At 69.6% G+C, this 12239-nt stretch carries 10 protein-coding genes; 2 read left to right on the top strand and 8 right to left on the bottom strand.

What is annotated here, in order from left to right; all coding sequences use genetic code 11:
- Window positions 1-4: 4 nt before the first annotated feature.
- The gene (locus ACWD0F_RS34770) at window positions 5-694 is read right to left on the bottom strand and encodes a pyridoxamine 5'-phosphate oxidase family protein (RefSeq protein ID WP_449883393.1); all 690 of its coding nucleotides are present in this window, start codon (window positions 692-694) and stop codon (window positions 5-7) included.
- Between the two features lie 147 nt (window positions 695-841).
- On the opposite strand from ACWD0F_RS34770, the gene ACWD0F_RS34765 reads away from it, so the two are divergent.
- Window positions 842-1606, top strand: coding sequence for a pyrroline-5-carboxylate reductase family protein (locus tag ACWD0F_RS34765; RefSeq protein WP_449883390.1), 765 nt, complete (start codon window positions 842-844; stop codon window positions 1604-1606).
- 8 nt (window positions 1607-1614) lie between these two features.
- Here ACWD0F_RS34765 and ACWD0F_RS34760 read toward each other — a convergent pair whose 3' ends face one another.
- From ACWD0F_RS34760 to ACWD0F_RS34730, 7 genes are all read right to left on the bottom strand, one after another.
- The gene (locus tag ACWD0F_RS34760) at window positions 1615-3447 is read right to left on the bottom strand and encodes an MOSC domain-containing protein (protein ID WP_449883387.1); all 1833 of its coding nucleotides are present in this window, start codon (window positions 3445-3447) and stop codon (window positions 1615-1617) included.
- Window positions 3448-3451: 4 nt separating this feature from the next.
- Window positions 3452-4234 carry an enoyl-CoA hydratase-related protein gene (locus tag ACWD0F_RS34755; protein ID WP_449883385.1) on the bottom strand — a complete coding sequence of 261 codons (783 nt, stop codon included), beginning with the start codon at window positions 4232-4234 and terminating at the stop codon, window positions 3452-3454.
- Window positions 4235-4247: 13 nt separating this feature from the next.
- Complete coding sequence (locus ACWD0F_RS34750) at window positions 4248-6092, bottom strand: CocE/NonD family hydrolase (RefSeq protein WP_449883382.1); 1845 nt, start codon at window positions 6090-6092, stop codon at window positions 4248-4250.
- On the bottom strand, window positions 6089-7135 hold the full coding sequence (locus ACWD0F_RS34745) for a dipeptidase (RefSeq protein WP_449883379.1): 1047 nt from the start codon (window positions 7133-7135) through the stop codon (window positions 6089-6091). The genes ACWD0F_RS34750 and ACWD0F_RS34745 overlap by 4 nt, the downstream gene beginning before the upstream one ends.
- A gap of 116 nt (window positions 7136-7251) precedes the next feature.
- A complete protein-coding gene (locus ACWD0F_RS34740; protein WP_449883377.1) occupies window positions 7252-8406 on the bottom strand; it encodes an acyl-CoA dehydrogenase family protein in 1155 nt (384 codons plus the stop codon).
- Window positions 8407-8430: 24 nt separating this feature from the next.
- The gene (locus ACWD0F_RS34735) at window positions 8431-9984 is read right to left on the bottom strand and encodes an AMP-binding protein (protein WP_449883374.1); all 1554 of its coding nucleotides are present in this window, start codon (window positions 9982-9984) and stop codon (window positions 8431-8433) included.
- Window positions 9985-9992: 8 nt separating this feature from the next.
- A complete protein-coding gene (locus ACWD0F_RS34730) occupies window positions 9993-10691 on the bottom strand; it encodes a TetR/AcrR family transcriptional regulator (RefSeq protein WP_449883371.1) in 699 nt (232 codons plus the stop codon).
- Window positions 10692-10904: 213 nt separating this feature from the next.
- Between ACWD0F_RS34730 and ACWD0F_RS34725 the strand changes: the two genes are divergently transcribed.
- Window positions 10905-12143, top strand: a complete 1239-nt coding sequence (locus tag ACWD0F_RS34725) for an amidohydrolase family protein (RefSeq protein WP_449883368.1) — start codon at window positions 10905-10907, stop codon at window positions 12141-12143.
- The last annotated feature ends 96 nt before the right edge of the window (window positions 12144-12239 follow it).

Raw genomic sequence — 12239 nt, 5'->3', positions numbered from 1 at the left:
ATGCTCAGACCCCGGACCGGTTCTCGCCCCATCCCACGAGGTGGCCGGGAACGGGCATGTCCGCCGGCACGTGGTCGTCCGGCACCGGGGAGCCGGCGACGACCCTGAGCGGGATCTGACCTGCCCAGACCGGCCAGGAGCGGTCGGCGTCGGCGTCATTGGCATCGCCGGTGCGCACCTTGGCCGACGCCTCGGTGATCGGGACCGAGACGAGGAGCACGGACCGCAGCTCGGCGTCGGTGAGCGGACGAAGGAACGGGAGCCGGCCCGGAGCCCACTTGTCGATGAGCGCGTGCATCCGCGGCAGCACCTCGTCCGGATCTTCGACGGCTCGTCCCTCACCCATGACGACGGCGGATCGATAGTTGACCGAGTTCTGGAGAACGCTGCGTCCCAGGACGACCGAGTCGATCATCGTGGCCTCGATGCACACGGGGATCCCTGCCGCGACCTTGTTCATCATGCGGTTCTGCCGCGCACCATGGATCAGCAGCTCGTCACCGATCCTGACGTGCAAGGTCGGCAGGACGACCGGATCCCCGTCGTCCACGAAGGCCACGTGGCACAGCAGCGCGTCGTCGAAGATCGAGCGAACAAGGTCCAGGTCATACGAGCCGCGCGCGGGACGTCGCCGGATCTTGACCCGCTCGCTGACCGGGGCGGGTTTCTGGGTCTTCGGCCTTCGTTCAGTCATGGCTTAGATGCTTCCTGAACCGGGGCCGCGGCTCTAACGACGAGCGTCGGAAACTTCGGTGCGTCTCCTCGACCCACGACGCAAGTCAAGGCGATGCAGCCGCTCTACGTTCAGGTGACCAGTCGTTCCGTCTGACAAAGGATCTTGATGATCGGTTTCGTTGGCGCAGGCAACATGGCCGCTGCGATCGCCCGTGGGTTCGGTGAGCCGATCTACGCCACGGACGCGGGATCCGGGCGGGCGACGGCTCTCGTGGCCGAGCTGGGCGGAGGGGTCATGCCCACCAACGCCGACCTCTTCCGGCACTCCGCGACGATCTTCCTCGGCCATCGTCCCGACCAGCTGGCGGCTGTCGCCGAGGGCATCGACGCGACGGGGAAGACGGTGATCTCGATGATGGGCCCCACCACCGTCGCGTCGCTCCGGAGCGCGTACCCCGGCGCCACGGTCGTGCGGATCATGCCCAACACCCCGGTCGAGGTCCGCAGAGGCGTGATCGCCGTGGCCGCGGGCGGCGAGTGCGCGGTCGGCCTCCTGTCCAGACTCGGCAAGGTGGTGGTGCTTCCCGAGCACCAGATGGACCTGGCCACCGCGACGGCCGGGGTCATGCCCGCCTACATCGCCGTCCTGGCCGAGGCCGCGATCGACGCCGCGGTCTGCCACGGTCTCGACCTCGGGAACGCGACGACCATGTTCCTGGAGACGATGGCCGGCACGGCCGAACTCCTGATCAAACGGAACGGCGACACCCTCGCCGTCCGCCGGGAGGTGGGCACACCGGGGGAGTCGACCGTGCGAGGCGTCGCCGCCCTTGAGCGCAACAACGTCCGTACCGCGTTCATGGACGCCTACCACGATGTCCTGACCCGCTTGACCCGGCCGTACACGGGCGGCTCCGTGGTCGCGGACTAGGACAAAGGTCAAACCGATGGCCGTCGTAGGGTGACCGGCCCGGCCGGCACCGCGGAGCAGGCCAGCACCGCCCGCGCATGCGGCGGCAGTGCCGGATCGACGAGATACGAGACCTCTCCCCGCACCACGTCGAGCACGCAGGTGCCGCAGGCGCCGGACCGGCAGGAGTAGGGCACCGGTACCCCATGCTGCTCGGCCAGCTCAAGGAGCGTGCCATCGGCGTTCGTCCAGGTCGCCGTCGTGCCGTCGGGAAGGTAGGTCACCGGGTGCGGGCCCGGACTCGGCGCGGGCCGCCGGACGGGCGGGTCGGTCGCCGGGGAGAGGAACGGGTCGGCATGGAGACGATCCGCGTCGACCCCGGCCGCCCGGAGGGCTCGGGACACCGTGTCCACGAAGCCGGTCGAGCCGCACACCAGCGCCTGCGCGTCGGCGTGGCGGTCGCCGGGCAGGACGTCGAGGAGGTCGCGCGGGGTGGGACGTCGCGCGGCCGCGCCCGCCGGGCGGGTCTCGAAGAGCGTGGCCGTCCCGCCGGATCGCCGGGCGTGCTCGGCGACCTCGGGCCACAGCGCCGCACTCTCCTTGTCGGCGTCGACGTGCAGCACGGAGACCGGGCGGCGGTCGGCGGTCGCCACCAGCTGCCGCAACACCGCGGCCACGGGGGTGATGCCGATGCCGGCGCTGACCAGGTACAACGGCCGCTGCTCCCGGGAGAGCGCCGGAGCCCCGTACGGACCCGAGACGAGCAGGCGGTCGCCGGCGGCCAGCGCCGCGAGGCGCCGCGACACCTCTCCGCGCAGACGCACCGTGATCCGGAGCCGGTCGTCCCGCAGGCCGGAGACGCTGTAGGCACGCCAGGTCAGCCCGCCGTCCGCGGTGGGCAGGTGCACCCGGACATGCTGGCCGGCCGGCACCGGCAGCAGGTAGGGGTCGCGGAGCCACAAGCTGACCGTCCGGGCGTCCTCGCGGACCGTCTCGACGACTTCGTTCTCCCGCGGCCAGGTCCGCGTCGCCTCATGGCGTTCCCGCAGCCCGTCGAGGAGCCGGGTCGGGTCGGGCCGGTCACCCACGACCACCGTAGCGCCGGCCCGAAGCCGGGTGGGCTCGGCCACGCGCGCGTAGACACCCAGGTGCGGGTGGCCGACGGCTCGGGCGAGCATGGAGGGGAGCTCGAGGTCCCGCTCCCCGGTGCCCGGGTTCGCCGACGTCGCGCGGCAGCGCTGGATGGGGCGGATCACCTCGACCTCGCAGTCGCCGAGCCGGATCCGCCGGCCCACCCAGGACAACTCGGCGAACGCGGGCAGGCCGTCGAGGTGGACGTTGGCGCGGAACCGCCGGGTGTCGAGCGCGCAGCCGGTGAGTCGTTCGAGCGCGCGCACCGAGGCCAGATTGAGCAGGGACAGTTCGGTGTCCGGGAGGTCCCACAGGCCCGACGCGTCGGCGTGGACGAGGCGCAGCCCAGGGTCGCCGAACCACTGGCGCAGGACGGCCTCCTGGTCTTCCTGAGGCTGGTCCGAACGCACCGGCGGCCCGTCCGGGTGGGCGCGGTGGCGGAGCTCGACCACGCCGGCCCCGAGCATCGTCACCGTGACCTGCGTCATGTCCGGATCGCGCGCCACCTGCATGAAGGCCGATCGCGGCCGCCACGCCGTCCGGGGCGGCACGGGCTGGTCGCCGCGCGCGATCGCGAGTGAACGGTCGTGCGGCACGCCGGTGCCCGGCAGGACGCCGACCTCACCGGCCGGCACGCCCACGGCGCCCTTGACCGGGTACACCCACAACGAGTCGACGACTCCGGCCGGTGCTTCGGCGGACACGCGGGCCCGGGAGCTCTGTGTGGTCATGGGATCAAGGCCGGCCGAGCTGGTCGCGATAGACGGGCACCCGGTGCTCGCGGAGCGCGGCGACGGCCTCCTTGGCGTCGGGCTCGGCGGCGAGACGCCCGGTCATCCGCTGCTCGAACTCGTAGCCGGACTTCAGGTCCATGAACTCGATGGTGTTCAACGCCTCCTTGGCATGGCGCAGCGCGGCCAGGCTGTGCCGCGTCATCTTCCCGGTCAGGCCGAGCGCCGTTTCGAGCACGTCGTCGTCCGGGACGACCTGCAGCACGGACCCGAACCGGACGAGATCGGCGGCGGGCCACGGGTCGGCCGTGAAGTACATCGCCCGCATGATCGGTTGCGGAATCAGGCGGGCGAGGTGAGCGGCTCCGCCCATCACGCCGACGCTCACCTCGGGCGTCCCGAAACGAGCGCTCTCACCGGCCACGACCACGTCGCAACTCGCGGCGATCGCCAGACCGGTGCCGAGCGCGGCCCCCCGGACCGCGCCGACCACCGGGACCGGGCAGTCGTAGATCGACGCGAAGGCGTCCCGGACCAGCCGCATGCGTCCTGCGGCGTTGGCCTCGGTCAGCGTGAGGAACTCCGCCAGCTCGTTCCCCGCGCAGAAGTGCTTGACGGCGCTGGTGAGCACGACCGCCTTCACCCCCGGCAGTACTTCGTCGAACCGCCCGAAAAGGTCGCGGATCTCCTCGTACATGCTCAGGTTGACCGCGTTGACCGGTGGTTTGTTCATCGTCACGACGGTGGTCGCGCCGTGTTCCCGGAGGGACAGGTACTGGTAGGACATTCGATCCTCCCGATCAGGTGGCCGGGCAGATGGGCAGCACCACGTGCGAGGGGTGCGGCGCGTCCCGGTGGACGGTCTGTGTCGCCGCGATCGGATCTCCTGGCGCGCCACCCAGGTTGGTGTTCCGGTCGAACCGCGGGAAGTCGGCGGAGCTGACGTCGACGCGGATGCGATGGCCGGCCTTGAACCTGTTCGCGGTGACCCACATGTCGATCTCCAGGGGGTAGATCTCCCCGGGCACGAGAGGTTCGGCGCCGCGGTCGAGGTCGCGATACCTCGTGCGCAGCAGGCCGTTCTGCAACTGGACGGCCCGCCCGTCCGGGGAGACATCGCTCAGCCGCGCGGCGAAGTCGGTGTCCACCGCGGTCGAGCTCGCGTAGAGCACCATGCGCAGTTTGCCCACGACGTCGACGTCGTGCGCCAACGGCTCCGTCGTGTAGGTGAGGACGTCGCCGCGCTGCTGGACCGCGCTGACGTCCACGCTTCCCGGCGGATAGACCCAGGAGACGATGCTGCCGCCCACGGTCGGGGTCGGGTCGAGCGGGTCGTAGACGTAGTGGTCAGCGGCCTGCCGCTCCTGCGGGGCCGCGGTGCTCAGCGTCCCGCCGGCGCCCAGGTAGAACGGCGTGTCCTCGGCCTCGGGAAGCGGCCAGTCGTCCGCGCCGCGCCATTCGTTGGCGCCCATGAGGTAGTAGATGACGCGCGGCCAGTCGTCGATCGACCCCTCCCGCACGGTCTGGTACCAGCGCAGCGTGAAGTCGACGTTGGACCAGTGGTTGTGCTGCAGCTCCGGGTGCTCCCCCATGCCTTCCTTGTAGCCGGGGAGGTTGTGCGCGGACGGGGTGATGACGATCCGGGCCTGGGAACGCAGCGGTTCGGGCGCGTGTTCGCGCAGGAGCTCCCAGGTGGCCAGCGCGTCGTTGATGTACCAGTCGTACCAGCCGGTGCGCAACAGCGGGATCGCCTGGAATTCGGCGACCTGCCGCGCGGGGTCGACGGCGGGCAACGTGTGCCGGTCGATCGAGATGCCTTGGCCGAAGAGGGGCCCCATCTGCTCGACGTCGAGGAAGGTGATGTGGGGTGACCCTGTGACACCCCGGATGAAGTCGGCCCGTTCCGCGCACGTCAACGAGCAGTAGTGCGCCCACAACCAGGCCCGCGCCTCGACCGGGGGCAGGCCCTTGAGCGCGGGGAACGACTCCGCCAGCTCCGCCAGCGACGGACTGACGAACGGCTCGTTGAACAAGCCCGTCGACAGGGTCTCGTCCAGCATCATCGACTCGAGCTGCCAGAACGGGACGTCCGACTTGTCCGTACCGTGGCCGATCGAGCGCGCGAGGGCGTTGACCATCATGTGGTGCGACGCCGTCTTGACGCCCACCCCGATGCCGCTGACCTCCGGAAGGATCGTGGTCATCTTCGGGTGTGTCGCCATCGGCCACTGCACCTGACCGACGTACGAGCCGCCGACGGAGCCGATGAACCCGTCGCACCAGTCCTGGGCGCTGACCCACTCGACGAAGTCGTAGCCGTCCTGGGGCTCGAACATGTAGAAGTCGTGGTCCTCGGCATCACTGTCACCCGTGCCGCGCAGGTCCTGCACCGCCACGAGATAGCCCCGGCGGGCGAACGCGATGAAGACCGACACCAGCCGGTCGGAGTCGCGACCGTAGGGCGTGCGCACCGCGACCACGGGGGCGGGCAGCTCCGGGGGCAGGTACAGATCGGTGGCGAGCCGGACGCCGTCCCGCATCGTCACGAACACCGTCTCGATCGTGATGTCGGCCGCGGCGAAGGCGGTCGGCGTGCGCGGCTCCCTGCTCATCAGCAGGTATTGGAGGTCATCTGACACGGTCACTTGGTCGGCCTTCCCATCACTTCACGGAGGACGCGTAACACGTTCTCGCCGAGCACCTTGCGAATGTCCGACTCCTCGAACCCGCGGCGCACCATCACCTCGGTGATCTTCGGCAGGTCTGAGGGGCGGGAGATCTCGGCCGGCACGTACGCATGGCCGTCGGTCGGGGGAGCCCAGGTGCCGAGCCAGCCACCGAGCACGTTCTGGTAGTAGTCGTCGATGAAATCCGGTCCCAGCCCCACGTGGTCGATGCCGGCCACGTCGATGACGCGCTCGATGTGGTCGACGACGCGATCGGCCGACGGGCTGGCCGGGTCGATGAAGAACGGAATGGCGGCCGCGACGCCGATGACCCCGCCGAGCTCGGCGATCGCCTTGATCTGCGCATCGCCGAGGTTGCGGTGGCTGTCGGCGATGCCCAGGCATGCCGAGTGCGTGGCCAGGAACGGCCGCGTCGCCAGGGAGAGCACATCCTCGACGCCGGCGATCCCGAGATGGCTGATGTCGAAGACGATGCCCAGCTCCTCCATCTCGCGCAGCGCGGTGATGCCCGCCGGAGTCAGGCGGCCGCGCGAGGTCGTGTCCAGGCCGCTGCCGTCGGCCAGGAAGGTGCGGCCGAAGTGCGCCACGGAGATCACCCGGACCCCCACCCGTGCCATGGTGCGCACCAGCGCGGGGTCCTGCCCGACGGCATGGGCGCCCTCCAGGGCGATGATCAGGGCGATGCGCCCGGACGCGGTGGCGGCGTCGACGTCGGCGCCGGTCAGGCACACCGCCACGTCGTCGCTGTGTTCGGCGGCGAGTTCATGGATCCGCTCGACCAGCAGCAGCGTCCGGCGCAGAGCCCCCTCGGACTGGAACCGATCTTCGATGCAGATGGGCAGCACCTGCACGTCGACGCCCCCGGCACGTAGCTCCGGCAGCCAGAATCGGGCGAAATGGTCAGGTTGTTCCCGCCGGTCGAAGTGGTCCACCAGCAGGATCAGGTCGTTGTGCGTGTCGACCACGACAGCGTCGCCGTGCAGTCGATGGGGATCGGTCATCGTGCTAGCTCCTCGCGTGCAGGTTCGCCAGGTGGACGTCTTGGAGCCGGGGGAGGGTCAGGACAGGGCCGCCGGGTCGTTGTCGCCGCCGCACACGATCACGACGACGCGTTCCTTCACAACGATCGGGCGATGAGGTCCTTCATGACCTCGTTGGTTCCGCCGTAGATCTTCTGGGCGCGCGCGTCGGCGTACAGGCGGGAGATGAGGTATTCCCGCATGTAGCCGTACCCGCCGAAAAGCTGCAGACATCGATCGGTGACATCGCACTGGTTCTGGGTCAGCCACCACTTCGCCATCGACGCGGTCGCGGGATCGAGGGTGCCGGCGATGAACTTCTCGACGCAGTCGTCCAGGAAGACCCGGGACGTCCGTACGACCGTCGCCAGCTCCGCGAGCTCGAACTTGACGTGTTGCATGGCGAACAGCGGCGCGCCGAAGACTTCGCGGGTCTTCGTGTACGCGATGGCCTCCTCCAGCGCGCGTTCCATGGCCGCCACCGCGTTGAGGGCGATGACCAGGCGCTCCCGGGGAAGGTCGCGCATCATCATCCCGAAGCCCGCGCCCTCCTCGCCCAGCAGGTTCGCCGCCGGCACCGGCACGTCGTCGAAGAACAGCTCCGAGGTGTCCTGGCCGTGCATGCCCAGCTTGTCGAGCACCCGCCCACGCCGGAATCCCGGCGCGTCCGCCGTTTCCAGGACCAGCAAGGAGATCCCGTTGCGGCCCGCCGCCGGATCCGTCTTGGCGACGACGATGATGAGATCGCATTGCGCACCGTTGCTGATGAACGTCTTGGACCCGTTGAGCAGGTAGTGGTCACCACTGCGGGTGGCACGGGTCCTGACGTTCTTGAGGTCGGTGCCGGCACCGGGTTCGCTCATGCCGACGGCGCCGATGATGTCACCGGTCGCCATCCCAGGCAGCCAGCGCGCCTTCTGCTCCTCGGAGCCGTAGGCGACGAGGTAAGGGGCGACCACCCCGCTGTGCACCGAGTTGCCGAGCCCGGTGTCCCCGGAACGTGCCTGCTCGCTGAACACGACGGCGTCGTGCGCGAACGTGCCGCCTCCTCCTCCGTACTCCTCGGGCACCTCGCAGCAGAGCAGTCCGAGCGCCCCTGCCTTGCGCCATACCTCCCGGTCCACGTACTTCTGCCGGTCAAAGCGTTCCAAGTGCGGGACGATCTCGGTCTGGAAGAAGTCGCGGGCGAGTGCGCCCAGCGCGACCCCCTCGTCATCGACCCAGCGCGGCCGTGTGACGGTTGCGGTGCTCATCGATTCTTCTCCTGCCGAATGCGGTCAGTTCACGGCTCGGTCGTGCTCGTCCCAGAAGCGTGCTCGCAGGTGCTTCTTGTCGACCTTGCCCAGGGGCGTGAGCGGCAGGGCGTCCAGGAACTCCAGACGCTTCGGGGCGTGCACAGGGCCCTTGAGTTCGCGGACGAGGGCGATGAGCTCCTCGGGCGTCACGGTCGCACCCCGGGTTCTGACGACGAAGGCCGTCACCGCTTCGCCCCACTTCGGGTCCGGCACTCCGATGACCGCCGCCGCCGCGACCTCCGGATGCGTCACCACGGCGTCCTCGACTTCGCGCGGATAGACGTTGAACCCGCCGGTGATCACCATGTCCTTCTTGCGATCGGTGAGGTAGAGGAAGTTCTCCTCGTCCAGGTAACCGACGTCGCCGGTGTGCAGCCATCCGTTCCGCAGCGTCTCCGCGGTCAGCTCGGGCTGCTTCCAGTAACCGTCCATGACCAGCGGGCCGCGGACGCAGACCTCTCCCCGCTCGCCGACTCCGCAGGGCTGGTCGTCGTCGTCGAGAACGGCGACGTCCAGCGTCGGGTGCGGCTTTCCGCAGGAGGCGAGCAGCTGGGGCCGCCGCAGGTCATGGTCCTCCTTGCTGAGGCACGTGACGGTGTTCGGCGCCTCGCTCTGCCCGAAGAACTGCACGAACACGGGTCCGAACACATCGAGAGCCTGCTCGAGCCGGTCGGGTGACATCGGCGCCGCGCCGTAGAGGATCGTCCGCAGGCTCGACAGATCCGCGGGGTGCTCGGCGAGGTGGTCGAGCAGCACGTAGATCATGCTCGGCACGAGGAACGTCGCCGTGATCCGGTGTCTCTGGACGATCTCGCAGAACTCCGCGGGATCGAAGCCCTTGGTGAGCACCACACTTCCGCCCTGATGGAACACCGGCGGCACGATGCCCGCGAGCGCATGGGTCAACGGCGTCGAGCCCAGGAACCGGAGCTCGGCGGGGAACTGCCAGTGCGCCACGCTGAGGTAGAGGTGCGTGACCAGCGAACGATGGGGGAGCATCACGCCCTTGGGCCGGCCGGTGGTCCCGCCGGTGTATCCGAGCAACGCGATGTCGGACTCGCGCGCCAGCGCGGGGATGGGCCGGTCGGTGTCCGGGCCCGCCAGGACGTCGGACGCCGATCCGCCGCCGATGTGCAGCACCTGCGGACCCGCTGCCAGCTCGGCCGCGAGAGCCGCGCCGTGTTCGGCGTACTGCGACCCGTCGGCGACGATCGTCGTGATCTCGGCGTCGGCGCAGACGGTGACGTGGTCCGCCAAGGAGCCCATCGGATGCAACGGGGTGTACCGCGCGCCCAGCGACATCGCGGCGATCAGCGTGGCGAACGCCTCGGGCCGGTTGGGGGCGAGCATGGCCACACCGTCCCCCGGCTGTACCCCGGCGTCCCGCATGGCGAACGCGATCCGTGCGATCAGCCGGCGCAGCTGTTCGTAGGACAGGTCACCGGCCGGGGTGATGAACGCGACGCGGTCCGGATGGTTCTGGAGTGAGCGCGAGACCATGTCGACGAAGGTCGGCCGACGATAGACGTCTGTCATATGAGCTGTCACTGCTCCTGTCTTGCCCGTCTCTTGATGCGGCGCAGCTCGGCCTCGAACCCGTCGAGCAGGCAGCGGAAACCGAACATGAACTGCGCCTCCGGGTCCACGGCGAGCACGTCGCCGAGGCGGCGTAGCGGCGAGTCCGCCGGTGTGTCCTCGTGCACGAACGTGTTGACCACCTGGTGGGCGAATTCCTCGCCGCCGCCGCGGAACCTCGAGATCTCCCAGGCCATGGCGCCGAGGAGGTAGTTGCGGAGCGACATGTACCCGCGGATCGACGAGTCGTCGTCGAAGCCGGCCTTGTGCAGCAGATCGATGATGTCGAGCCCGACGGCGGCCGCGCCCGGCCCGCGGACGGAGTTCTCCAGGTGGATCTCGACCAGGGCCGGGTGCCGCAACGTGTTGCGCCGGGACTCCAGCCCGAACTCCTCGAGACGCACCCGCCAGGGCCGTCCGTCCTGAGCGATGCGCGGGGACTCCGACAGTGCGAGGTCGACCACGGCGTCCAGCAGTTCCTGCTTGTCGTTCAGGTGCCGGTAGAGCGACATCGGGCTGCCACCCAGCGCGTCGGCCACGCGGGCCATCGTGACGCCGCTGAGACCGTCGCGATCCGCGATCGCGAGCGCGGCGGCGACCACCGTCTCTCGGTCGAGTGCGCCGCGCGGCAACCGCTCCGACTTCCGCACCTTCGGTTCTGACGTCAAGGCGTATGTCCTCCTGTTCGGCCGGCGGGGCAGCGCTCTTGTGCAGCTTTGCGTACGAGCATAGTGTATGTCCATACCCAGACTAATGGTTCGGACGGGAAAAGTCTCCATCATCCGTCGAGACCGGGTGAGCGCGTCCGCGATTCCCTGACACCGGACGAGTGATTTCCCTCCAGACCTCCTCGACACGCATGCTGAAGGAGCACTCTGCCCATGACCGCCAGCCTCTGGCTTCACGGCGCCACTCTCATCACCGCGACCGGGCGCGACCCCGAAGCTGCCGGGCTCCTCATCGAATCCGGGAGAATCGCGCAGATCGGCGGCTCCGCCCCGCCCGGCGCCGAAGTCGTCGACTGCACCGGCCTCACCGTGACGCCCGGCCTGATCGACGCGCACGTTCACATGGGTCTGGCCAGCCGGCTCGAGGCGAGCGTCGGGTTCGGCATGTCCGTCGCGGAGATCGCCGCCGACATGTTCGCCAATTGCGCCCAGACCCTGCGCACGGGTTTCACCACGGTGCGAGACTGCGGGGGCATCGACGCCGGCCTCGCCCGCGTCGTCGCGTCTGGCAAGGTCGCCGGGCCCCGGATCGTGCAGTGCGGCCCCATCCATTGCCAGACCGGAGGACACGGCCAATACGCCTCCGAGTGGGAGCCCTCCGAGATGTGGCGCGGCCGGGTGGTTCCCGGCCTGCGGACATTGGCCACGCTTTCGGACGGGCCCGATGAGATGCGAAAGAACGTGCGCGAATCCTTCCGGGGCGGTGCCGAGTTCCTCAAGCTGTGCGTCACCGGTGGCGTCATCTCCCATCACGACAAGCTGACCGACACCCAGTTCAGCGTCGAGGAGATCGCCGTGGCCGTCGCCGAGGCCGCGGCCCGGGGCACCTACGTGACCGTCCACGCCCACAACGTCGAAGGCATCCGCAACGCCGTCCGGGCCGGCGTGCGCTGCGTGGAACACGGCACCGGCATCGACGACGAGACGGCCGCGCTCATGGCCGACCGCCACGTCTCCCTCGTGCCCACACTCGCCGCCGTCGAGGCGGTGATCTCGAACGTCGACGGGCTCGGCCTGCCCCGTCATTTCGCCGAGCGGGCGGCGCGGGTGCGCGACGCGATGATCGACGGATTGCGCGCCGCCAAGGCCGCCGGCGTCCGCGTCGGACTCGGGTCGGACCTCATCGGGCCCGACCAGAGCCGCCGGGGTGCGGAGCTGACCCTGCGGGCAGCGGTCGAGTCACCCATGGAGGCCCTGATCGCGGCCACGCGCGTCAACGCCGGCCTCCTCGGGCTGGACGGCGAGATCGGCACCCTTGAGGTCGGGAAGCAGGCGGACATCGTCGCGTTCGCGGAGAACCCCCTGGAGAACCCCGCCCTGTTCGCCGAGCCGGACAACGTCGTGCTCGTGCTGCAGCACGGCGTGGTCGCGAAGGACGTACGAACGTCCTGATGTCCTCGTCCCTTCCTCCGACTTCCCGACGAAGCTGATCTCCGGAATGCTGTAGATCCCGATGGGCGGCAGCTCGCGCACGTCCTCGACCGGCTC

It is taken from the genome of Nonomuraea sp. NPDC002799 (assembly GCF_053592075.1).
The sequence above is the reverse complement of the archived record's forward strand: the minus strand, read 5'-3'. Positions and strand labels throughout refer to the sequence as shown.

Coding starts and splice junctions, on each gene's coding strand:
- ACWD0F_RS34770 (WP_449883393.1), bottom strand. CDS start 694: ATGACTGAACGAAGGCCGAAGACCCAGAAACCCGCCCCGGTCAGCGAG.
- ACWD0F_RS34765 (WP_449883390.1), top strand. CDS start 842: ATGATCGGTTTCGTTGGCGCAGGCAACATGGCCGCTGCGATCGCCCGT.
- ACWD0F_RS34760 (WP_449883387.1), bottom strand. CDS start 3,447: ATGACCACACAGAGCTCCCGGGCCCGCGTGTCCGCCGAAGCACCGGCC.
- ACWD0F_RS34755 (WP_449883385.1), bottom strand. CDS start 4,234: ATGTCCTACCAGTACCTGTCCCTCCGGGAACACGGCGCGACCACCGTC.
- ACWD0F_RS34745 (WP_449883379.1), bottom strand. CDS start 7,135: ATGACCGATCCCCATCGACTGCACGGCGACGCTGTCGTGGTCGACACG.
- ACWD0F_RS34740 (WP_449883377.1), bottom strand. CDS start 8,406: ATGAGCACCGCAACCGTCACACGGCCGCGCTGGGTCGATGACGAGGGG.
- ACWD0F_RS34735 (WP_449883374.1), bottom strand. CDS start 9,984: ATGACAGACGTCTATCGTCGGCCGACCTTCGTCGACATGGTCTCGCGC.
- ACWD0F_RS34725 (WP_449883368.1), top strand. CDS start 10,905: ATGACCGCCAGCCTCTGGCTTCACGGCGCCACTCTCATCACCGCGACC.